Raw genomic sequence first — 24,733 nt, forward strand, 5'->3', positions numbered from 1 at the left:
AAATTATAATTATTTTAATTATAGGGGTGAAGTTCCATAGCAATTTTAGAAGTATAGTATTTTAATGTGTACACATATTAAATAATTAAGATGAAAAACAAAAAAAGGACAAAATTATACAAAAATCAACAAAATTTTACTATATACGCACTGAAAATTTGATGTTTTAATAAGGGCACAAGATGTTAGTTACATTTTAAGACATATAAAATCAAGATTATCTTCGTATATGCCTTTTATGTAATGACTTAGGGAATAAGTTTATAGTAGAGCATTATGTACAAATGTTTACAATCTATATTTATATTCCTTAAAATTCATCTTTAAAATAATCTATATAGATTAATAGTTTTAGTGTTGGATTTCAAATTAATTAAAATTTAGTCCAACTATTTTATCAAAAGACACCAATAAATGGGGGATCACTATGAAAAAAGCGTTAGTCGCAGGGTTATTAGTTACAGCAGTATCTACAAGTTGCTTCTCACCTGTAAATACTTTTGCAGAAAGTAATACAACTTATTTACAACCAAGTAGTATACTTGGGCCCGCTATGGATAGGTTATCAAATTCGATTACGAAATTAGGATCACAGACGCCATTAATTCAAGGATATGGGCTAATCATATTACAGCAACCAGACCTTGATGTAAATACTATATATGGAATAACAACTGATCAAGGTACTGCAAGAAACCATGTTCGAGACTGGCTGGATGTATATAATCCCAATTTATTCAAAGTAAATCAGGACATAAAGAGTTTCGGAATAAGATTTATAAATTATTATGATACTTTGGTTGAACTAGCTGGAAAAATGAATGAGGATCCGCAAGCAAAAGCATTATTTGTGCGTATTTTTAATTTACTTCAAGGTGACGTGCAAAAAATTCAGTATAATATGAAAATAAATTCAGAAGACTTAAAGAATTTTAAAGACGTTTTGGTTGAAGATAGTAATAAATTTTCAATTAAAGTTACCAGAGCGTTTGAATCTTATAAGAGTTCAAACGGAGACATTGAAAAATTAAGAACAGAAATGGGACAACTTAATGCAGGCATTCAAGAAGATTTTGAAAAACTTCTAGATCTACCAAAAGAAAATCTAGATGGTTCTTTAAATATTACAAAGTCGGTTATTAATATTTTGAAAGACGGAGTTAAGGATAAAACTGTAGACGTGTCTAATTTGGAAGCGATTTATAACCAATATGGACAACTCAAAAATGATAAAGTAACAGAACTGAATAAAGCTATTGCTCAGAAGCAACAGAAACTAATTCAATTGGTACAAAATTTATCGAATATTGAAGTGCAAGCAACTCAAATGACACTAATTGAGCAGCAATTAAATAACTTTACAAGAACAGTTAAAAATCAAACTCAGAGTTTTGACAATCTAGTAAGTAGTTGGGACACCTTTAATAATATAATGATTCAAACGGGGACAAGTCTTAATGCTGATACGAAAATAGATTCTAATTCATTACAAGCACGATTAAAAGAGCTTAAACAGTTTACTGATGAATTGAACAAACAAACAACGGAATATCAAGAGAGTGTTACAAAAATAAAAGTAACAGGATGAAATTTGTAGAAGGAATAACAAAAATTCCTAATAATATAATGTAAGGAGAGAAAAATGTAATGAAAAAACCTTATAAAGTAATGGTCTTATCTACATTAATAGCAACAATAGTAGCGGGTGGCATTATGCCATCATATGCCTCAGCAGAGGAACCAGCACCTGTTTATGCAAATCAAGACCTTAAATACCCTAGTTATTACCTTGGGCCAACAGGGCTTGATAATGCGATGAAGGATACTAAATCCAATATGTTGGTAATGGACCTGTATGCTTTAACTATACTTAAACAAGCAGATATTAATTTGGATGGTTTACCTTCAGTTGGCGATGATTTAAAAACAGACATTAAAACCAACCAAAATATTACTAGAGAAAATGCAACATACTGGTTAAATAATTTAAAATCAGGAATAATTACGACGAATCAAAATATTATCAGTTATGATACAACATTCCAAAATTATTCTCGTTATTTATTACAATATAAAAATGATCCAGTCAAACTAACAGCTTTGCTTACAAAGTTGAATGGTGAAATTTCACAGAATAAAGGTGAAGTTACCAAATTAGTGGATGATTTGAAAAGTTTTCGCGGCAAATTAGAAAAAGATACACAAAATTTAAAAGGGAATGCTGAAAAGATCGTAAATATTTTAACTGGTGAAGAAGCTGGAATTCCACTGTTCCAGCAACAAATCGAAGCAAATAAAGCATTAATTGATGAAAATAACAAAATTTATATTGGATCGTCGGTTGCAACTGCTTTTAGTGTATACTTAATTCTTTCACCTTTTGCGCCTCTTGGTGCAGCTGGATTAGGAGGCTCGATATTCGGAGTTGTTTCATCGCAGCAGCAAATAATCAAGGCACAAGAAGAAATTATAAAGCTAACACAAAATATTTCAATGGCGAAACTACAGTCAGGTAGGTTAACGATAGTACAAGGTGATATTAAAAATTTAACAGATACAATTGATAAAGCTATTGTCTCTCTTGAAAATATAAAGACTACGTGGGATGTAATGGGTACAAAATATGATGCACTGATTGATAAAGCTAAAAAGGTTGACCCAGAATTCCTTGCTATGGATATCACAGCAGATCTGGATACAGCGAAGGAACATTGGGAGCAGATTAGAAAGTATGCTGAAAATATTCAAAGTAGTGAGATTTCGTTCTTGAAATAATAATATTACTTCAAGAAATTGCTGAAGTAATGAAAAATATAATATACTGAGTGTCTCTTTTGAAGAACACATAATGGAAGTCTCCTGTTCAAGTTTGAGCAGGAGACTTCCTATATAGTTATGAAACTTAATAAAGAATATAGAATAAGAAAGTACAAGTATCTCTATTTTAATATGTTGTTTTATTTGCAATAATCATAATTCATTTGAAGTAAAGAATAGAAGCTTATGAATCTAATAAAATATGTGATGCATGTGAAAGAGTAGGTGAAAAAGATGAATAAGAATTTATATAAGAAAATTATTTTGTCAACAATCATTACGGGAATGGCAGCGAGTAATGTAATTCCACTTCATACTTTGGCAGCAGAACAAACTGTGTCCCAACAGCAAGAAAGTTTGAAGAACTATTCCCTTGGTCCTGGTGAATTTAAAGAAGTAATGGGAAAAATGGTGGCAAATATCCTTACAATGGATTCATATGCCAATACAATCAGTAATCAACAGCTGACAGATTTAAGTAAAATAAGTTCTATAAATGGTGATTTACAAGCAAACATGATTAAGCATCAACGGGATGCAGTAGAGAATGCCGACTTTTGGTTCATGTATTTTAAAACTCGTATTATGTACACGCATCAGAATATTGTAAATTATAATGATACGTTTCAAGCAAGTTATAAGCTTTTACTAGCTGCTATAGAGCAAAAAGATACAGAGAAATTAAAATATGAACTAGAAAATTTGTACAATAGTATTTTGTACAATAGTCAAAAATTAGATATATTGTTAGAAAAATTAAAAAATTTTCAAGGTGAAATAGCAGAAAATACAAGAAATTTCAAAGAAGATTTCAATCAATTGGAGAATATTCTAGAAAGTACGAACGCTGGTATTCCGCTTCTACAACAACGAATTGAGAATTGTAATAATACAATTAAAGAAAACTATGATAAACGTGGTGGCTATATAGCTTTATCTGTATTTATGCCTCCGATTGGTATACCATTGATTGTCACTACTGACAAGAATATCGCATCTGCACAACAAGAAATAGAACAATTAAAGTCCAGAATTTCTGGAGCAGAGGCAGAAGTAGTTATTTTGACTGATGCTAAAAATAAAACGGAACATATGGCTGCAACAGTTGGTACAGCTGTTACTGCTCTTGAAAATATAAAGACTCAGTGGGGGACAGTGGAGAAAAAATATAAATCATTGATTGACAGTGTTGACAACATTAGTCTAGACTTGTTTGATGAGATTATAAGAGCAGATCTTAATACAGCAAAGGATAATTGGCAGGACCTTAAAAATTATACGGATAAATTATATGAAGGTGCTAAGATTGCACAAAATAAATAGATTGTACAAATAGGAGAACCGTAAATAGGACCGGATTGCAACTGAATACTTGTAAAATAACAAAATTAAAATTAAATAATAAAAGCTTATCGTAAACTACAAGAAGCATAAGATGGACAAAATGGCCATCTTATGCTTTATAGTTTTAGTATTTCCACTTATTGGAGAGGTAAACTTTGAGCTTAGAAAACAGCAAATTATGGCTGTATGTTCAATTTAGACGTAATTTTATTTGAACATTGTTTTTGTTTTTAAATGAAGCTTATTCAAATTGATACTAATAAATTTGATGAATAATCATAGAAAAGAGCGTGTTTTGAAAAAAGTTAATCAAAACACACTCTTAATATTTTCAGTTGATTGATTCTTTTATAAAAAGTTTAATCATTTCCTATCTGCATTACTATATTATTAGACTCTTTTCTTGAATATGTCTAATAGTTAATGTGCAGAATTCAAGTGCTTATAAGGAATACTTAGCTAACTGTTCACCCCAAGATGATAATTCAGTTTCAATAAATCCTGCTTTTTTATATATAAATTTAGCTGTAAGGTTTTCAGGAGCATATCCAATCATTATTATAGAAATGTTTGCGGTATTATTTCTTCTTATCTCATCAATTACCAGATGTATAGCTTGTTTACCTATACCTTGTCCTTGAAATTTTTCATCAATCATAAGTCTATAAATCCAATAATTATTATCATCAGGATCTATCCCAAACATAGTAAATCCTATCATTTTTTCATCAAGATAAATACCGTTTGCATAGAAATTATCTAGAAATTGAACTTCTGCGATAGAATAAAGGTTGGATGCAATAAATGTTTGTTGTTTTTCTGTAACAGAAAGTTTAATCGCTTCTTCCCAATTACTTTTGTCAATGGCCTTTAAATAAATCTTATTCAATCTGATACTCTCCTTCCAATATTGAAGAGGAAGCACGTAGTTTATGTGCTAGTGATACGTTATCCTCTTGTTTTTTTGCCCAATCAAATAGAAATATTTTCTCATCGACAACGCCTCCTTAAAGGTACAATTCAAAACACATTATTATAATCAATATAAATATATTCTTTCCACTATAAATTCTTTTCCTGTTGAAAAGATCCTATTTTTCTATCTAATTTATCAAAGGTATATGATACCAAATATCGGGAGAATCTCTTTGCAAACAATTGTATTTCATCTTGAATAAGGAATGACGTTTTTTGTTTTGGAGAAGAATATGATTTTTAACTTGATAGTCGTGTGGCGGTACACTATTGTCATCAACCTATTATTCTATGATTTTTGTTTCTATTTACCAATATTTTCATTGTTACTGAACTCTACTTCATTAAAAGTTTGTTTATATCCCAGGTTGCCTCGTGTGAAAATAAGAATAAGTAAAGCAACAAATCCCAATCCTATCACTACAAATATATCCGTATTCTTTAAAACAGGGTTGGTGGAATGAGTTTGTACCAAACTAAACGTATTTACACTCGCATGAATTAGCATGACAATAAATAAGTTACCTTGATTGCAGTTATAGACCCAAGTAAGAATAATTGAGATGGGCAAACATAGTAAAATAAAAATTGGCAAATGGATATATAGGAGAGAAAGGTCAGAACCCGGGCCACCCCTTTGTGCAGCCGTTAAGAAATGCGGAAGATGCCAAAAAGCCCACAAAACACTAAGAAGTAATGTTGCTTTTAACGGTCCAAATTTCGATTGTAATCGAGGCAGAGCGAAACCACGCCATCCGATTTCCTCGGGTAAAGGCCCACCGAGAAAGAAAATTGCTACAAAAGAGAAGAGATAGGTTATAAAAAATTCAAAATTAAGGTCACGGAAAGTAGGTATCTCTCCATTTACTATCACCATCCCCAGAAACATTGCAGCGGTGATAACGATGAAAGTAAACAAGTACCACTTCAAACCGACCTTAGTAGGTAGAATGCTTTTTCTAACTTTTTTCCATGACTCTTTGCCTTCAAGAGTTCGAAACATGATACACGCTGCTAACATTGGGCCTGCAAATGCATTGGCAAAAAAGAAAATATCAAATGCCTTTGTTTTAGGGAAAATACCCCATTGGGATAAGATAAATGGGATTAATACAGCCCATGAGAATAAATATGCCATTACAAAAAATGAAGTTAACGGATAGGATTCCAAATACCCTCTCAGACCTGTTGATGAGTTTTTTGATTTTGTTAAATAATTCAACACAATCACCTCTTTATTTATAAAATACCGTATATGTACTAATTCTACATATTTTCATACAGAACCTTTTTGACGTAATAGAGTTGAGTTTTTTGTAAGAAAGGAGCGATAAATTACCAAAGAAATATAGAAATTTCTATAACAGTTTCCTTCATTTCCGTGTCTATCTTGAATGCATGTGGGGGAACATCCCATGCCTATCAAATTAAGAACATAGACAACATGAACTTCGTCTATTAGAACTAAAATATTCTTAACGCAGAGGTAGGCTCTTACAAATGTGGTTATTAGTGTTTCACTAACATGATTCGTTGAACCCTCAATATAGAGGCATACTAGATTATGATGTTTTTCCGTAACAAATGTAGTTAAAAGTTTTTAGGTTTAGAGAGAGTTATAGAGGGTATATATACATTATAAAGAGTTGATTGGAGATAAACTTTATAGTGAATTAGTCTATAAAACTTACATTCTTACTTTAAATAAAAAGGGGGGAATATATATGAGTAAAAGGTTAATGAATAAGAGGATTCCATTTATTTTGTAAACGAGGAGCGTGTGAAAAATGAAAAATATGAAACGTAAGCTAGGAACCTTTGCACTTACAATGACTGGGATTGGTTCGATTTTAGGATCTGGCTGGTTATTTGGTGCATGGAAGGCCGCCAAAATATCAGGGGGGGCCGCTATCTTTTCTTGGGTCTTAGGAATGATTGTAATATTATTTATTGCCTTACCATATAGCGAGTTAGGAGCCATGATTCCAGAGGCTGGCGGAATGGTAAAATATACCCAATATTCACATGGAGATTTCGTAGGATTTATTGCTGCATGGGCTAATTGGATAGCCATCGTCTCAGTTATTCCGGTTGAAGCTATAGCCTCAATACAATATATGAGCTCGTGGCCTTGGGAGTGGGCAAGTTGGGCCAAAGATTTAGTGGATAATGGAATGCTGACTTCAAAAGGTCTTGCAGCTGCTTCTTTACTTATAATCATATATTTCTTTTTAAATTATTGGACAGTTAGTCTATTTGCAAAAGTGAATTCGTTAATTACTATATTTAAAATTATAATTCCTGGTCTTACAATTGGTGCATTGCTATTTGTTGGATTTCATGGAGAGAACTTTACTAGTCATCAGGACTTTCATGTATCTAATTGGTCAAATGTATTAACTGCTATGGCAACATCTGGTGTTATTTTTGCATTCAATGGTTTTCAAAGCCCGATTAATATGGCTGGTGAAGCAAAGAATCCAGGGAAATCCATTCCTCGGGCAGTTGTGGGATCCATTTTAATTGCAACTGTAATATATGTATTATTACAAATTGCTTTTATCGGTGCTGTGAATCCTAATATGATAATTAACGGATGGTCAAATTTAAATTTTAATTCACCATTTGCTGATTTAGCGATAGCACTAAATATTAATTGGCTAGTTATTGTATTATATTTAGATGCTTTTGTATCTCCTTCTGGTACAGGTACTACGTATATGGCAACCACATCACGCATGCTATACGGAATGGAGAAGAATGGATATTTCCCAAAAGTTTTTGGGACATTACATCCTATATATGGTGTGCCTAGATTTGCCATGATGTTTAATTTATTGATTTGTTTTGTTTTTTTATTTTTATTTAAAGGATGGGGTGTTTTAGCTGAAGTTATTTCAGTAGCTACATTAATTTCATATGTTACTGGACCTATAACAGTAATGACTTTGAGAAAAACTGCACCTAATTTTCATCGTCCTTTCTATATAAGGAGATTAAACATTATTGCGCCTTTAGGGTTCATATTTGCATCATTAACATTATATTGGGCAAGATGGCCATTAACAGGAGAAGTAATGTTTATTATTCTTATGGGCTTACCTATATATTTTTATTATCAATTAAAAACAAAATGGGTTGGATTTAAGAAGAATTTTTTAGCTGGATTATGGATTGTGGGGTATTTATTATTTATGATTTGTATATCGTACATTGGAAGTGAAAGATTTGGTGGGTTAAATATTATAACTTACGGATGGGATATGGTACTCATTTCAATTGTTTCTTTTCTATTTTATAGATGGGCTATAAATAGCGGATTTAAAACTAAGGATCTAAAAGTAGCACAGAAGATTAATCGGACAATCAGTTAAATGCTATACATAAATTGGAAAAAATGAATTTCTAAGAGTTAACTTATGCTATTTTGAAATTTTTAATTGAGAGTCACCTTACATGCTCATCACACTAATATTTTAAAGTATCTCCAAAACGAAAATTTTATTATTTTATAGTTATTTATGAGAGTTTAACTCATTTTCTTCGTTTGTGGGAACTACCAAATCCTTCAGTTGATGGGTATGTGGTGCTAGCCCATCAAGGGCTACCAACTACAAAACGCGGATATCGTACGTTATCAAGAACTAAATTCAAAGAAACCTAAAATATAAGAGTCCTAACATATTATATATGACTAATATGTTAGGCTTTTTTATTTTTTGCACTGATTTTTGGATCTGAGTTTGTGTAATATTTTTCTTTATTTGGATGGTAAGAAAAAGAATCCAGTTTGAAAAATCCTTGATCAAAATTGATTCCACTTTTGAGATTGACTATTTATCTTTCATAAAAAAGTTTGATCATTTTTGTGATTTTTCCTTCATTAAAGCGCTCTATAATGGAATACCGAGAATAGAAATTCGAATGCAAATTAGCTTATTTTCCTTCAACTAACGCCATCTATCCATGGTAAAGTTAACATTTTCCCCATAAGGAATAATAACTTTGTTTAATAATCAGTATCATTTTGCTAATGTAATGAACCTACTTTATTAATTTTCAACGGAAACCCTCTTCATTAATCGCTTTAATTTATTTTCAGTATCTGTTTCCCCTACTGGCGTGTAGATACTGCACCGTAAATCCATATCACCTTGAACTTGAAGAGAAGTTAAATTAAACAACATTTTGCCTGCTTTAGCATGTCTGAATTCAATTATCATGTCTGGAGCCTTACTCACTTGACTTTCTTTCCATAAATCCTGGAATTTTGGATGGGAATTACTCATTTCTTTAACAAACTGGCTATACCATTCATCGTCTAAATAGCGTCCATAATAGGTACGGAAAATCGCAAGAAAACCTTTCACAAAATGGTCCCAATTGACAGCCAATGCTTTTAATTCCTTTCTAGTGAATACTAAACGAATCAAATTTCTTTGATCATTCGGTATTTGTTCAAAATCTAAAAAAACATAAGCAGCTGCAGGATTCCAGCCTACAATATGGCAATGTCGATCCGTAATGATAGTCGGACAATATGTTAACTCATCTAGTATTCGTATTAAAGAAGGGCTAATCTTTGATTGATCTTTTTTTTGGCTTGTAAATTCTGAATTTGTTTCGAATGCTAGGTCATATAAGTAGTCGGTTTCATCAATATTTAATTGCAAAGCTTTAGAAATACAATCAAGTACGAGTGTAGAAACCTTTATATCTCTTCCTTGCTCTAGCCATGTATACCAAGTAGTGCTTACACCTGCTAACTGCGCAACCTCTTCTCTTCGTAACCCAGGTGTTCTTCTCCGGTTTCCGGCAGACAAACCAATAGATTCTGGACTAATTTGGGCGCGCTTAGCTTTTAAGAATGCCGACAGAGCTTTAAGCCTTGTTTTATTATTCATTTTTAAAACTCCTTATCTTATCAATTTATCCTAGTAGTAGTTATACTAGGATAAATCCCCCCCTTGTAATAGGATAAATTGACTGTAAAATACAAGTATATTATTGATTGGAGGGAATGCAAAGTGGAAAGAGTTGTGATTACTGGTATGGGAGTAGTTTCTCCTATAGGAAACGACATCAAAACATTTTGGAACAATCTAATTAAAGGGGAGTCTGGTATAGTCAATATCGATACTTTCGATGTTATCAATCATAAAACAAAAATTGCGGGTATCGTCCAAGATTTTGATGCAGATGAAGTTTTAGGAAAGAAAGAAGCAAGACGTTTAGATCGTTTTTCTCAATTTGCTTTGGCTGCAGCTGAACAAGCTTGGTCAGATTCTAAGTTAGACCTCGATCGTATAGATGTAGAAAGGTTAGGCGTATACGTAGGTTCAGGTATCGGAGGGATTGAAACCTTGATTGAAAATGTTGATGCGCTTAGGAAGAAGGGACCAAGAAGAGTTAGCCCAGCTCTAGTACCTGCCATAATGTCTAATGCTGCTGCAGCACAAATTAGTATCAAGTGGAATGCGATGGGGCCTTCTATGTCACCTGTTTCTGCTTGCGCAATTGGAAATACAGCTATCGGAGAAGCCTTTAGACTAATTCGTTCTGGGGAAGCTGACGTTATATTTGCGGGTGGAACAGAGTCAGCTATAATAGACTTATCAATAGCCAGCTTTGGTAACGCTACAGCATTATCAACAAGAAACGATAATCCCACTAAGGCTAGTCGTCCATTTGATGAAAATCGAGATGGATTTGTCATGTCAGAAGGAGCTGGAATTTTAATTTTAGAATCTTTATCTCACGCTTTACGTAGAGAGGCAAAGATTTATGCAGAAGTCATTGGATATGGTGCAAGTTCAGATGCGCACCATATCGTAGCTACACATCCGGAAGGTAAAGGTGCTTATCTTGCAATGAGATCTGCTTTAAAAAATGCCAATATATCGCCTGAAGAAGTTGATGTTATTAGTGCCCATGCAACAAGTACAAAAGTGGGGGACATCTCTGAAACGATGGCTATTAAGCAGCTGTTTGGAAAACAAGCTTATCAGATTCCGGTAACAGCTAATAAATCTATGTTGGGTCATATGTTAGGGGCAGCTGGTGGAGTTGAAGCAATTGCTTTAGCAATGAGTTTAAAGGAAGGTATAGTTCCTCCAACAATTAACTTAGAAAACCCTGATCCATTATGTGATCTGGATTATGTACCATCTGTTGCTCGCCAAGTGAAAATAAATATAGGTCTATCTAACTCATTTGGTTTCGGAGGTCATAATGCAGCTATTGTTTTAAAGAAATACGAGTGAATAAACTTTCTCTCATAATTCTAACCGTTTCCTCTAGAAATGGTTAGAATTATTCAATTAAATGGCCCGTTTGCTTAATAAGAAAAAATCCTACATTATCAAAAGTCCACATATAAACGGTTTAACTTTGTTTTAAATCCACAATTAAAAGTACTTAAAAATCTTTTGTGAGCTCATAATAGGTGATTTTTGGTACCAAGGTTGAAGAATTCCTCCTTAGCTTTAATTCAAAAACATCAAAACTACCCGAAGCATAAATTTACCATAAATAAAAAGCACCATTACCTTGCCAATCCGGAAAACTTATGGTTCATATCACTCCAAAATCAGAAACTTCCAGCACGTGTCATTTAATAGGATATGTAACACATTTTTTATTCAAGAAGACATAAGTGGGTCTAAGCAAAATCAAGTAAATACTTTTCAAGATGAGATAGGCCCGAATCAAAGACAAGCCTCGTCTATTTAAGGTGGGAATCCATAGGGTACTACTAAAGAATATAATGAAGGCAAAGAGGAATTTAGATGGATGCAAGGAAAGAACGCATAAAATACCAGAAGATGTCAAAGAATTATGACCGTATGTATTTAGTTTCGCTTATCCTATTAATTGCGCTTGTTTGTAGTAGTGTGATTATCATAGGAGCTACAGGGGGGGAATATGGAGGTTTTTATTATTAGTAGTTTTACTTAACACACGTATTACTAAAGAATCTCAAAAAAAGTATGAGCACTATTCTAATAAAGGGCGTATTTAAAATGATACATATCCTGAAAGGAACAAACTAGATGTACATTCAAAATATCTCTATATCATCACCTATTAACTAGTAAAAGTAACTTTATATAAATAGTTTTTTAGCAATTTAGGAATAGAAACCGTACCTTATTAAAATGTTATTTCCGTTCCTATAATGAATTATCCTTCTAGCATATATATAAGATTTATATCATATATTAGGAGAAAGAATGCAAGTTAGAAGGGAGTCTTATAGAATGAGTTATTTGGAGGGAAATGACTTTAGTGAACAAAATATGGTAAGTGTGCCTAATCCCTACGTATATCAGACATTACAATCAGTAATTGGTAAACATGTGGTTATTGAAACTGTAAGAGGTAATGTAAGAGGAAAGTTAAAGGATGTGAAACCAGATCATTTGCTCATTGAAGATACGGTACCGTATATTGTACGAATTCAACAAATTGTATGGATTATGCCAAAACAATGATCAAATTGGTTTCATAGACGTCCAAAGAAAAACACAGGGGTTTATCTCTGTGTTTCTTCAAATTTTCTTTTTTGGATATATGCTTGAGCATGGATAATTTCTTTCTGAAGTTCTTTTAACTCTTCCGTAGATCCTGATTCAATCTTCATGTACGTAGTAACTAGACTAATCATCATATCCATCTTTTCTACTATATTTTGAATGACCTGTTCAGATTGCTCTTTTTGAGGGTGTTGTATTGCTATTAAAGCATTTTCTATATAATTGTTTTTTCTTTGCTGGATATCATAAATAAACTGTTTTGTGTTTGAGTTCATTTGCTATTCCTCCATTTTGGATATACTTCTATTCTATCATATTCGAATGGTGAATATTGGATTATTCTAAATATACACCTGTCTCGCACATCTCCTCAAATATACAAACTAATCCTTTAATGTAAAGGAAGCTAAGAAAAATGTTTATAAAGAAAAAGCCGATTTCCCTATATATTAAGGGTATCGGCTTTTGTTCATATTCTTTTACTTAATCAATTTCTGACATAAAACTTATAATAATAACAGTACTTTTACTAGCTAGAAAGGGGTTGATACTGTACATTTTAAAATATCAATTAAGCACTAATATTTTGATTATGTACCGTTTCCCCTTTATGGGAAACATAACTGTGTGCTATCATTCCTAGCATTATTACAAACATGCCACACCAAGATAAAATAGAGGGGAATGAAGAATGTAATAAGATTAGTTCTCCGATAATAGCAAAAAACACCTCCATAGATTGTGTTGCTTCAACAGTTGCAAGTTGCTGCATATCTCCTTTAACCATATCAGTCGCTTTAAAAAATAAGATAGTTGCAATTACACCAGAGCAAATGGCAACTAAAATAGATTGCATAGTTTGCTCCTTACTAGGTATTCCTGCTGTAAAAAGACCGTACAAGGATAGTAAAAACCAAAACGGTAAGCTAGCTAATGTCATTCCAAGGACACGTTGATAAGCATCTAGACGATCTCCACAAACCTCCATCATCTTACGATTCCCGAGTGGGTAAGCAAAAGAAGCTACAATTACAGGGATAATACCTAACATAATATCTTTTACAGCAAGCGATTTTGCTTGTTCTATTTGCATAAGGAAAATACCAAGAAGAATAATCAATGACATACTCATACCCTTCATTGGAATTTTTCCTCTTTTCTTAATAATTCCATCTGGTGTTTGATAGGTTTGGATAAAAAGAGGAGCTAACAAAGATCCTGATATAATAGTAACTTGCCATGTCCCCGCAATAATCCATCCTGGTGCATGTGCAGCGGCAAAACATAATGGAGCATAAAATAGACCAAAACCTACAAAACTCCATAAAAACCACGCACTTAAATCCTCTCTCATAACTTGTAATAATACTTTCAATTTTTTTTGACTCATAACAAGAAGTAAAAGGAATGGAAGCATAAAAATAAACCTTAATGAAGCACTCCATATCCAGCTACCACCTGATAATTCCATTGCTCGATTTAATATAAATGTGAAAGCAAAAAAGAAAGCAGCACATATACCTAAAAAAATAGGGCGTAAATTTCTCATCTCAATCTGCCTCATAAGTCATTAATTTCTCAAGACTTAACCAGTTTTGTTCTACAAGATGCGCTGTTGTTTCTTTATTTTTATTTTTGCAAGCCTCTATAATTTGCTGATGTTGTTCTACTGACTTTAGACCATTTATCGAAGTGAACTGAGAAATTTCGAGACGTTGAATCTTAGATATACTTCGTTCTAACGCACGAATGATTTCAGGATTTCCTGCCACATCTAAAAAAACATTGTGGAATAACTCGTCAGCTTCAATTGCTTTTATAATATCTTTTTTCTCAATAGATAATAGTAAAGCCTTATTACTGAACTCTAATTCTTGAATATCCGACTCTTTTAATAATGGTACTGCTAAACGAGCAGCTAACGAGTGTAAAACTGCTACCACAGTAAATGCGTGTTTCGCCTCCTCAATATTTAATGGTGCAACACGAGTAACTGAACCAGGAATAGATTCAACAAGTCCTTCATCCTCAAGACGCTTCAACGCCTCTCTAACTGGAGTACGGCTAATTCCAAATTCTTCTGCTAATTCTTTGTCATTTAAGCGTTGCTCCGGTTGCAGCTCTAATGTAACGATTGCTTTTTTCAAAGTTAGATATACTTCATCTCTAAATGACATACGTTTAATGGGTTTAATAATATCTTTTTTCATAAAACCAATATATCGGATATTGGTTTTATGGTCAACTCTAATTTTTCAATAAAATATACTCGATTATAAAATTCTAAAAACGACCGTTTAAGGAACCTTCTTAACGTATGAAAAAACCAAGTTCTTTAAAGAAATAAATCCTTAGCGTACGAAACTCGCGTTTTATTGGTGGGACTCTCTAATTAATTCGCTTAATGGATTCGGTCTCGTCTATTTTGGATACTACTTTATGTGAAATGGAGATATTATTTTTATTTAGGATAGATTTCTTTCGAAATATGTATCTAGAGCCGTATATTAATTTAAATGTGATACGATAATTGTATATATGCATTGAGAAGGTAAAAGGGGATGAGTGTTGATGAAAAACGATACAATGGTAAACGGAAAACTCCTTCAGACTAATAAAAAGTGGTCACATCTCCGGCAAAAACAAAAAGAGCATATTTCTAATTGGTTACGTAGGGAATACATACAGTTTGTAAAAACGCATCATCGAAAACCTAGAAAAAACGAGCATGATGAGATTCTTCATGAAGTGATGAGTCAAATACAGGAACAAGAAATATGGATTCCAAATGGTGAAGTGAAAAAATATTATGTAAGCAAAATAGGAAAATGGTTTAGAAAAATAGAAAGTGAATGGGAAATACAAATAGATAACAATGAGCGGCAGCAAGTATTAAAAGAAAAGTAGATACAAATAGGGGGCGTATTTCATGTATAACTTACAAGAAGATATGTATGAACAATTGAAAGAGAAAAAAGGGGAAGTAACTGTATTTTTAGGGAATGGTGTTCCAGTACGTGGGCAGATCCTTGCAACAGATAAAATTACCGTCCTAATGATGGTTCATGGAAAGTAACAACTAGTCTACAAGCAAGTAATTTCCACAATTCTTAAGTAATTCTTTTTCCTTTTTTCGAGAGAAGAGGAAAAAACACAAAAAATAGAAGATTGAGATCAATCTTCTTTAAAAAAGGAACAGATGACAGATTACTACTCCAACTCTTAATCAATTATAAATAAGTACATATAAATATTCAATCCATTTCGAGTTTTCTCAACATATTTGTCTTTTTTTAAAATTATAATATAAGTAATTCTTTTTATTATTATATATTTGTTCTTTCCTGTTGCAGAATCCTTAAGCTATTAAGGATTCCTTTTCTTGTTTCTAAAATTCAAAAACTACATTGATAAAACACACAGCAAAGCCATGCATACATTTTCTTTAGACAATTAGCTAAATATCATCTAAGCTGTAATTTTATGAAAATATAATAGCTGATTTCAAATGTAATTAGAAATAAATGTAAGTCTATGACCTATTTTTACACGTATCTCGGCTATACCCCATATTGATAAAAAGGCGCTATCCCTTTCCTATGATTTCTCAGAAAGAATAATGCCTTTTTTTTAGGGGGTATTCTGTCTAGTTAGCTTGATAGCGATGTGGTGCTCCCCCTTATAAAATTATTGAAACATACCAGGGAAAGGTATTTATTGAGAGTGAAGTGAATAAGGGAACTATAGTTGAAGTCGCTGTCCCAACTTGCTCACTTCAAAATTAATACATTCTCTTATTGAAATTTTATAAGTTAGTGAGCAGTTAGCTTTGGCTAGCTGCTTTTTTGTATATATTGGAATCGATTCTACATTTTACTGCTTTTTGATGATTCATATATAGATTTTATGGCTTTTAAAAACTCTGTAAGTGTTTTGTAATATTTACGAGAGACTTTTTTAACAGTTATGAGAGAGAAAAGAAAGATTTGTTATATATGATGAAATTAATCTTACTAGTAGGTGTTCTAATTGACCTAGAAACCAAGGAGGAAAAATAACAATGAAACCATTAAAGCCAGCAATTAGTGTATTAGGTAGTGTATCGATGGCACTGACTCTAGCATCTCCAGCTTTAGCAGATGTAAAACAACCGAATCCAGGAGGTACAGTTGAAATATTCAAAGAGAATGCAAATGCAAAAAAAGAAGATAAGAATTTCACGCTCGGATCCGATGGGGAGATAGGTTCGCTCATTACACAAAACATTGAAATGGCAAACAATGATTGGGACAAAGATGGTATTTCTAACGACTTAGAGATTAATGGATATAAAATTGAATTCAATTCACAAACTGGAAAAAATGAAGCGAAAGCATGGGATCCTGAGAAGGATAAAGGAAAACCAAAATTTATATCGAATCCTATGAATGCAAATACGGATGGTGATCCTTTTACCGATATGTATGAGGTTGAGAATTATAACAACGATTCTGATACTAATTTCAATCCGATAATTGCCAACATACCGAATTTGCAAATTGGTGTCAAACGTATTGAAGTAATTCCTATTGCAACCATTACGGATAATAATGGCGGATCCGTTAGCAGAGGATGGGAAAAAAGTGTATCTACACAACATTCATTTAATGTAGGTCTAAGTGGTTCAGGTGGTGTAGAAGGCTCAGCAGCCGGTCCTGTTCCTTCCGGAAGTGTTTCAGCAAATGTGGGATACGGATATTCAAAAACAACTACGGAAACAGAGAGTTATACAAATAATTTTGATTGGTCTACTGCAACAACTGTAGATACAGCGAACGCAGCAAAATTACGGGTACATTTGGAATATAAGAATGTAGGAACAGCATCCGCTGAAAATGTTTCGCCACATTTTAATATTCGTTTAGGAAACAAAATTATTAATACTGTAAAGGCAACACAAGATCGTTATAAAGCAAACTATTTAAGTACAGAAAAAGGTGGACGCAATAAAACAGAAGTAGTTATTGACAGTTTAGAAGGACAAGCAGATGCAAATATTGTCTTATCTTTGGATGAATTGAAAGCTGTTGAACAAGGGGAACTTCTTTCGATTGAAGTTTTACCTACAAGTACAATGAATTTATCTATTGAAAAAGGTGAAGAAATTATGCATTTGGGGGATTCAGGGAGATATGAGTCTAGAGTGCATGCAGCTACTGAACAATTAGAAACAGATATAGGAAATATACCAAAGTTTAGAGTATATACTCCTAAAGACAAATCCCTTGCTGATAAGCCAGTTTTATCCTATAACGAAGTTTTTCAACATGTAAATATAGATACGAAAAAAGTAAATCATATTGCAAACAAGGCTAAAAGTACTAATAACGTATCAGTGGTTTCAGCTAATAATGGAACTGATGCATTAAACGATTTAAAAGCGGGACAGGGAGATCGCGGTTATTTACATAAAGACTCTGTACACGGTGCTTTTGCAAAACTACAGCAACCAACATTAGTAGAAGGTAGTTATGATTCTGTGACGCAAAAGATTAGGGCAACAATTTTACCTGGTTTATTTGGGGTGAGTAAAGAGATTCCTACTACTTATGGCAAGAAATGGAATGCTCCGTCACAAACAGTAAAACTAGTTAAACGTGAGAATGGATTTACATATGAATCTAGAGAAAATATACACCCTATTAAATCTGAAATTGCTGCGCACAGAAAAGTTACATTTGAAATCAATGACGCACATAATCTAACGCCTACACAAAAGATTGATACTGAAGTTAAAGCTAATAAAGAGTTTGAAGATTATGTAGTAGATAATTCAGGTGAATTTGTTACTGAAGGAATTCCTTATACTATAGCTTCATATGGAAATACAGCTTATTGGGGAAGTCATCACGCCGGGAATAAATGGGAGTATCTGTGGGCTGAGCAATCTAGTGATGAAAAAGTGAATGTAATTATTGAAAGAGTAGGTCAACCTAAACCCGGAAAACCAATTAAAAAGGATGAAGAGGTATTAATTAAATTCCAAAATCCTATTTATTCAGATTATGCATATTTAAAACTTCAAGATAGTTATATTCATTTAGATCAAAAACAGAACGCAAGTACTTTTAAATTTAATCATGCATACCCAAAGAATTTCACTGGACACCATAAGCAATGGAACATACTATCTAATGGTAACAAGTTAAAGGTAGGATATTTAATTGATTATATGAAATATGGTAATGGAGAAAACGGGACGGATACTATAGCATGGAATTTATCAAGAGCTCAGTAATAGGTAACAGTTCTGTTGCTAAGATTGATAATTAACGGTAATGAACTGAATAAGAAAAGTTAGATACAAAAATTTAGACTACTAATAGGGAATGAGTTTGATGTTGAATCGTACTCATTCCTTTTAATTTATATGATTTAGACACTACTATTTTAAATACTTATCTAGGCATATAAGTAATCAAATGTTAAGATTACTATCTGTATTACATAAATAGTATTCTGAATTTTTATTTGTTTGGATGTTGAAATGAGGAATTTTGATTTGTTGATACAATCAGTTTATATATATTTATTCGAGAATAGAAAAAATAAATTTTTTTGTTATTGATGAAAAAAAGTGAGGATAGTATATGAAGAAAAGAATTTTAATCGTAGAAGATGAAGAAAATATTCGAGAAGTATGCAAACGGTATTTAGAAAGAGAAGAATATGAAGTATATACTGCTGTAAATGGTAAAGAAGGTTGGGATTTATTTCTTACATATCAACCAGATTTAATTATATTAGATTTGATGATGCCAAAAAAAGATGGATGGGAATTATGCGAGGAAATTCGTCAACAATCAAACGTCCCTATTATTATGTTAACTGCTAAGGGAGAAGAAAGGGATCGAATTTTAGGCTTAACAATGGGGGCGGATGATTATTTAACAAAGCCATTTTCCCCTCGTGAATTAGTATTAAGGGTCCAAATTATACTAAGAAGAGGAAGCCAAGTACCTATACAAATAAAAGAATCTCTATCGGAAGTGATAGAATTTCCAGACTTAAAAATATATCCAAAGACAAGATGTGTACTTGTTTGTAATAAGGAAGTGGAGTTAACGGTAAAAGAGTTTGAGGTACTTTATCTTATGGCAAAGCATCCAAAACAAGTATTTTCTCGCTCACAGCTTCTTGAACTAATTTGGGATTTTGGACATGAAGGAGCATCAAACACGGTTACCGTGCTAGTGAGCCGTTTACGTGAAAAGCTCGAGAAGCATACGATAAAGAATCGCTGGATTCATACGGTTTGGGGTATAGGATATCGCTTTGAGCCGAATGGAGGAAATGAAACGTGAGATTACGTATTCAATTGTTACTCATGAATTTATTAAGTACCGGTATTATGGTAATTGCTATATGGTATAGTGAGACGAAAATGTTACTTGAACCGGAACAAACGCGGTTATTAACAGTAATTGCATTTGTGGCATTTATTATTTCAACGTTTATTTTTTGGTTAATGACACGCCCTATCATGAGATCTATACAAAATTTAATAAAATTGACGAAACAATTTAGTGATAGACACTTTGAAACAATGTATATAATTGGGCAAGAACCACGTGAGTTTAAAGAATTAGCAACAGCCTTTCAACAGATGGCAAAAAAACTAGAAGAAGGGTTTACTAAATTAGAGAAACAGGAAAACTCTCGTAAGGAGCTAATTACCAATATCTCACACGACTTACGAACACCTATGGCTAGCATGCAAATGATGATAGAAGCATTACAAGATAACCTGATTGAAGATCCTGAAATGAAAAAGCAATACTTAGCGACGATTTTAAAAGAAATAGAAAGATTAAGTGGACTAATTAACGACTTATTTGATCTTTCGAAATTAGAATTTGAGCAAGTAGATTTTCACCCAAGTTTCACACATTTAGATAAAGTTTTATTAGATGTATTAGAGTCGCATTCTGTCTTATTGGAAGACAAACAAATCAATGTGCAATTGGTTGTTCCAGATACATTACCTAGACTTTTAATTATGCCTTGTAAAATAGAAAGGGTCATAGGAAATTTATTACATAATGCAATTCGCTATTCTCCTAGCTCTGGAACAATTGAATTAACTGTAGAAGAAAATAAAAAAATTCAACAAGTCCAATTCACCTTGAGGGATGAAGGGATGGGAATTTCCCCTAATGATCAGTTACGTGTATTTGAACGTTTTTTTAGAACAGATCGATCAAGAAGTTCGCAGTCTGGAGGTTCCGGTCTTGGATTAGCTATAGCAAAATCATTGATAGAAATGCACAAAGGGGATATTGGTGTGAGGAATCGCGCAGATGGTAAGCAGGGAAGTGAATTTTGGTTCACTCTTCCCATCACATTCGAAAAAAATAAGACAGCTGAAAGACTTTTGTAACATTTACGTTAGAAAAATGAAAGACCTTCTTGTTAACATACTACTAGACAGTATGTTACAGGAGGTTTTTTACTTTATGAAAAGAAAATATGTATGGCTTATAGGTGGTTTAATAATTGTATTGGGGATTTTATGGTCATTGTTCCGACCAGAGAAATTATTTATTGATAAGCACGTAAATGAATCATTGCCACAAGCAGAGATACAATCAACTGAAGTAAAGCAACAAAGTGATCGAGTAATAAGGGAAGGTCAGTTTCAAAACGGTGTCCATGAAACAACAGGAACGGCAAAAATTCACCAATTAGCGGATGGAAAACGTGTTTTACGACTTTCTAATTTTGCAACATCTAATGGGCCAGATGTACGAGTTATATTAGTTCCTACAAATCGTTTAAAAAATAATGAAGACGTGAAAAACTATCAGTACATTGAATTAGGAAAATTGAAGGGTAATAAAGGAGATCAAAACTACGAAATTCCTGAAGGAATAGATGTAAGTGGATATGGTTCGGTTTCAGTTTGGTGTAAAAGATTTAATGAAAACTTTGGTGTGGTTTATTTTAATAATTAAATATGAACTTGAAATTTCCTCTTACAGGCGAAATTTATATGAGATATGGTAATAGCTGCAGCAGACTTAGTTGCTAATAAGGGCACTCATAAGAGTGTCTTTTTCATATTTCTTAATTTTTGTATATTTTAGAGCTATTGGACGTTTACGGGGTACCGCCACATCACTATCAAGCTACCAAAATAAAATCCTAGATAGAAAAAACGGTATTTTTTCTATCTAGGATTTAGATGTATCTTTTGAATAAAGTTTGATAAAAATGCTTTTTCTCCCATCCATAAGGAATAGTTTATTGTGAATGGAGAAAAAATGATTACAGAAGGAGACGGCACAATAATGTTTCTAGAGATAGATGGTAGGCAAACACATAGCATAGGGGCTACGTTAAAAGAGTGTCAAGATATTATCCTATATGAAAAAGGAGCTATAAATGCGATGGCAATGGATGGAGGTTCTTCTGCTACGCTATATTTAGGGGGAAAGGTTATAAATTCGCCTTCCACATTATCTCATGATGATCGTTATTTACCGAATGCTTGGGTGGTAACAGCAAATTCTAAGCAAAAAATACAGATGACAATAGATGAGGAAAAGGTAAATCCAAAAAGATTAGATGAAATTGATACAAAGATTTAAGCCCATGTATGAATTACTTATATAGATGAAAATTATGGTTAAAACCGTAGAATGTATAATGCATAAAATCCGTGAAATGAAATCCTTACACAACAAAGAGAAATGAAAATAACACTAAACTTTTTGATGAAATTCAAAAAAAGTTTAGTGTTATTTTTAATACAGTTACACCTTCAAGGTCTATTAATTTGTAAGGTCATCTAACTTTAACCATTGAGATTTTCAAGAGCGTTCATTAAATTAGTTCCATCCGGACTACCTAATCCTGTACAAGCATCCCACCCGGAAGATGCTTTATAAGCACCATTTCCATTATTTACATTATTATTTCCGACTGTAATATCATGAAATATACCAGTTTGAGTCGATATCTTATATAGAACTGGATTGATAAATCCGATTGAGTGACCCAATTGTTGATTGATATTTGCAATTAAACCAGCCCAAAGAGGAGCTACAGCGCTAGTTCCACCAGTAACAGTTTGTTGCCCATTTACTTCAATTTGATACCCTGTTTCTGGATCAGCATTACCTGCCACGTCTGGAACACCACGCCCACTTTTTCCCCCTGGATTAGCTGAAGACGGAACATGTGCATTTATCTGCCAGCTTGGAAGAGGGAATACATCACTCACTCCGCCACCAGTAGCAATTTGCCTTGCAGGACTATTGTTCCAAACAACCTCATTAGTTATTGTGTGATCGTTCCCTTCTAAACGTGTACCACCACATGCTAAAGCAAAAGGACTAGATGCAGGGAAATCAGTGTGAAGTAATTGGTCTGGTGCAGAACCATCTTGGTTAAAATCTGATGAACCATTATCCCCCGCGGCACAACATACTGTTATGCCAAGTGTTGCAGCATCTTGGAAAGCTCGATCTAAAGCTATTCTAGCTTGATTTGTCCAGCTATCTTCAGATGCACCCCAACTTATAGAAATTACAGAAGGTTTGTTAATTTGATCATGGATGGCTTTGTTGATGCCATGAAGAAATCCAGCGTCCGTATTTGGTGCAAAATACATAGCAATTTTCACCCCAGGAGCAACTGCAGCGGCTACCTCAATGTCTAACTGTACTTCACCATCTGCAGCATCCCCTGTTTGATTATGTGCTCCATCTACAAGTACATCAACTAGTTTTGGTTGAGAAACTCCTAAGCGATTAAAGTATTGTACCATATCATTAGGATTGTATCCCCCGCCAAATTCTACAATAGCGATGCATTGGTCCTTACAATTTAAAGATGGAAAATTATAAAGCTTTGCTACTTCGGGTGGTGTAAATGTTTTTCTTGCAGCTGCACTTACAACCTTATCTTCTTCCAACATACAAATATGTGGAGAGACTTGTGGTCTGTTATCTAATCCTAAAACGGCTTCAACAATATCAGAAATTTCTTCTGGGACATGTACATGCCCTGTACGTCCGCGATATGTAAAGTCAGGATGCTCATATTGAGCAAGCTCCACACCAAATGCTGTACTGAATCTATCTACAGTTCCCGCTAACCTAACTGTTCCAGCAGCAACATTTATGTCTTTTACCTCTAGCCCTTGTTCATTTGCAAATGCTTCTATCTTTTTCAAATCATTAGGATTAGCGCCATGCTTGGACTCAAACTCTTCATGGCTAAGGTGACCACGTTCTGAAAGCGGACTAGTAGTTGCTTTTTCAATCATAGATTTCAACTTTTCAGTATTAGAAGGACGTTTAACAACAATGGTTACTAACATCTTTTCATTTGGGTCAGCTGAAGCCACCTTCTTTGCGTTAGATGGGACATTACGTTCACTACCTGAAACCCTAACCAGATTCTTGTTCATTTTTTACACCTTACTTTCATTATTTTTAATATTGTTAATTTGCTATATTATATTGCTACTAAAAAAATAAAAGCAAACATAGCAACCTTATTATGTACTTATTAAATATTTTTATACTCTATTAAAGAAACATGCATTTAACATATATATTGATTTAAAAAGATAGATAGGTAAAATATATTATACCTATATGTATATAAAATGTTTTTGAATTTATAAAACTCATATTAATATATGGAATTATAATATTTACTAGTTGCTATAATGTAAATAATCCAGTTCTATTCCTACAAATTCCAGCTGTTAAAGCAGAGTTTGCTAGTGAGAATACAGAATTTATAAAAAAGTTATGGTTATAGTAGAAGGTAAATAGTCTGTTTAATTTTAAAGGAAACATTATAGGCACGTTTTATTTTTTAGAACAAGGAAAATATTGCTTACTTGATCGTTACGCATAAAGCAGGATCTCCTTAAAGATATTACCATTTTAATCCTGTTGTTTTTCTTAAGCAGAATTAGTGTTTATTCATTATTTCATATTATTTTTGTCTGGAATTTTTCATTTGGATTAGCTAGGAATGATATATTTAGATTTTTTGATGTTAAT

General features: G+C 33.0%; 19 protein-coding genes and 2 pseudogenes. 14 read left to right on the forward strand and 7 right to left on the reverse strand.

The window, feature by feature from the left end; translation table 11 throughout:
• Positions 1–427 precede the first annotated feature (427 nt).
• From nheA to nheC, 3 genes are all read left to right on the forward strand, one after another.
• Positions 428–1,588, forward strand: a complete 1,161-nt coding sequence (nheA, locus tag MR112_RS22080) for a non-hemolytic enterotoxin subunit A (protein WP_242245315.1) — start codon at positions 428–430, stop codon at positions 1,586–1,588.
• A gap of 59 nt (positions 1,589–1,647) precedes the next feature.
• Complete coding sequence (nheB, locus tag MR112_RS22085) at positions 1,648–2,775, forward strand: non-hemolytic enterotoxin subunit B (protein ID WP_242245317.1); 1,128 nt, start codon at positions 1,648–1,650, stop codon at positions 2,773–2,775.
• 276 nt (positions 2,776–3,051) lie between these two features.
• Complete coding sequence (gene nheC, locus MR112_RS22090; RefSeq protein WP_242245320.1) at positions 3,052–4,140, forward strand: non-hemolytic enterotoxin subunit C; 1,089 nt, start codon at positions 3,052–3,054, stop codon at positions 4,138–4,140.
• 463 nt (positions 4,141–4,603) lie between these two features.
• On the opposite strand, the gene MR112_RS22095 is transcribed toward nheC, so the two are convergent.
• A complete protein-coding gene (locus tag MR112_RS22095; protein ID WP_242245321.1) occupies positions 4,604–5,050 on the reverse strand; it encodes a GNAT family N-acetyltransferase in 447 nt (148 codons plus the stop codon).
• A gap of 390 nt (positions 5,051–5,440) precedes the next feature.
• Positions 5,441–6,358, reverse strand: coding sequence for a CPBP family intramembrane glutamic endopeptidase (locus MR112_RS22100; RefSeq protein ID WP_242245322.1), 918 nt, complete (start codon positions 6,356–6,358; stop codon positions 5,441–5,443).
• A gap of 565 nt (positions 6,359–6,923) precedes the next feature.
• Between MR112_RS22100 and MR112_RS22105 the strand changes: the two genes are divergently transcribed.
• On the forward strand, positions 6,924–8,510 hold the full coding sequence (locus MR112_RS22105) for an APC family permease (protein ID WP_242245323.1): 1,587 nt from the start codon (positions 6,924–6,926) through the stop codon (positions 8,508–8,510).
• A 678-nt stretch (positions 8,511–9,188) separates the two neighbouring features.
• On the opposite strand, the gene MR112_RS22110 is transcribed toward MR112_RS22105, so the two are convergent.
• The gene (locus MR112_RS22110; RefSeq protein ID WP_242245324.1) at positions 9,189–10,040 is read right to left on the reverse strand and encodes a helix-turn-helix transcriptional regulator; all 852 of its coding nucleotides are present in this window, start codon (positions 10,038–10,040) and stop codon (positions 9,189–9,191) included.
• A gap of 123 nt (positions 10,041–10,163) precedes the next feature.
• On the opposite strand from MR112_RS22110, the gene fabF reads away from it, so the two are divergent.
• From fabF to MR112_RS22125, 3 genes and pseudogenes are all read left to right on the forward strand, one after another.
• On the forward strand, positions 10,164–11,399 hold the full coding sequence (gene fabF, locus MR112_RS22115) for a beta-ketoacyl-ACP synthase II (RefSeq protein ID WP_242245326.1): 1,236 nt from the start codon (positions 10,164–10,166) through the stop codon (positions 11,397–11,399).
• A 525-nt stretch (positions 11,400–11,924) separates the two neighbouring features.
• A pseudogene (locus MR112_RS22120) lies at positions 11,925–12,157 on the forward strand (hypothetical protein).
• A gap of 238 nt (positions 12,158–12,395) precedes the next feature.
• On the forward strand, positions 12,396–12,629 hold the full coding sequence (locus MR112_RS22125; RefSeq protein ID WP_002068860.1) for a YuzF family protein: 234 nt from the start codon (positions 12,396–12,398) through the stop codon (positions 12,627–12,629).
• A gap of 41 nt (positions 12,630–12,670) precedes the next feature.
• On the opposite strand, the gene MR112_RS22130 is transcribed toward MR112_RS22125, so the two are convergent.
• The 3 genes from MR112_RS22130 to MR112_RS22140 all read right to left on the reverse strand — a co-directional run bounded on the left by MR112_RS22130 (position 12,671) and on the right by MR112_RS22140 (position 14,881).
• Positions 12,671–12,946, reverse strand: coding sequence for a hypothetical protein (locus tag MR112_RS22130; RefSeq protein WP_078993232.1), 276 nt, complete (start codon positions 12,944–12,946; stop codon positions 12,671–12,673).
• A gap of 296 nt (positions 12,947–13,242) precedes the next feature.
• Entirely contained in the window at positions 13,243–14,220 is a 978-nt protein-coding gene (locus tag MR112_RS22135; protein ID WP_242245327.1) for a DMT family transporter, read from the reverse strand.
• 1 nt (position 14,221) lies between these two features.
• The gene (locus tag MR112_RS22140) at positions 14,222–14,881 is read right to left on the reverse strand and encodes a GntR family transcriptional regulator (protein WP_242245328.1); all 660 of its coding nucleotides are present in this window, start codon (positions 14,879–14,881) and stop codon (positions 14,222–14,224) included.
• Between the two features lie 361 nt (positions 14,882–15,242).
• On the opposite strand from MR112_RS22140, the gene MR112_RS22145 reads away from it, so the two are divergent.
• The 7 genes and pseudogenes from MR112_RS22145 to MR112_RS22175 all read left to right on the forward strand — a co-directional run.
• On the forward strand, positions 15,243–15,578 hold the full coding sequence (locus tag MR112_RS22145) for a transposase (protein ID WP_242245329.1): 336 nt from the start codon (positions 15,243–15,245) through the stop codon (positions 15,576–15,578).
• Positions 15,579–15,600: 22 nt separating this feature from the next.
• Complete coding sequence (locus MR112_RS22150; protein WP_242245330.1) at positions 15,601–15,747, forward strand: RNA chaperone Hfq; 147 nt, start codon at positions 15,601–15,603, stop codon at positions 15,745–15,747.
• Between the two features lie 984 nt (positions 15,748–16,731).
• Positions 16,732–18,948, forward strand: a complete 2,217-nt coding sequence (locus MR112_RS22155; protein WP_242245331.1) for a binary toxin-like calcium binding domain-containing protein — start codon at positions 16,732–16,734, stop codon at positions 18,946–18,948.
• Positions 18,949–19,300: 352 nt separating this feature from the next.
• Complete coding sequence (locus MR112_RS22160; protein ID WP_120461404.1) at positions 19,301–20,014, forward strand: response regulator transcription factor; 714 nt, start codon at positions 19,301–19,303, stop codon at positions 20,012–20,014.
• A complete protein-coding gene (locus MR112_RS22165; RefSeq protein WP_242245332.1) occupies positions 20,011–21,090 on the forward strand; it encodes a sensor histidine kinase in 1,080 nt (359 codons plus the stop codon). The genes MR112_RS22160 and MR112_RS22165 overlap by 4 nt, the downstream gene beginning before the upstream one ends.
• A gap of 76 nt (positions 21,091–21,166) precedes the next feature.
• Complete coding sequence (locus MR112_RS22170) at positions 21,167–21,664, forward strand: DM13 domain-containing protein (RefSeq protein ID WP_242245333.1); 498 nt, start codon at positions 21,167–21,169, stop codon at positions 21,662–21,664.
• 291 nt (positions 21,665–21,955) lie between these two features.
• A pseudogene (locus MR112_RS22175) lies at positions 21,956–22,300 on the forward strand (phosphodiester glycosidase family protein); the annotation flags it as partial.
• Positions 22,301–22,506: 206 nt separating this feature from the next.
• Here the strand turns inward: MR112_RS22175 and MR112_RS22180 are convergent.
• Entirely contained in the window at positions 22,507–24,126 is a 1,620-nt protein-coding gene (locus MR112_RS22180; RefSeq protein WP_242245335.1) for a S53 family peptidase, read from the reverse strand.
• Positions 24,127–24,733 lie beyond the last annotated feature (607 nt).

It is taken from the genome of Bacillus cereus group sp. BfR-BA-01330 (assembly GCF_022663885.1).
Classification (GTDB): Bacteria; Bacillota; Bacilli; order Bacillales; family Bacillaceae_G; genus Bacillus_A; species Bacillus_A cereus.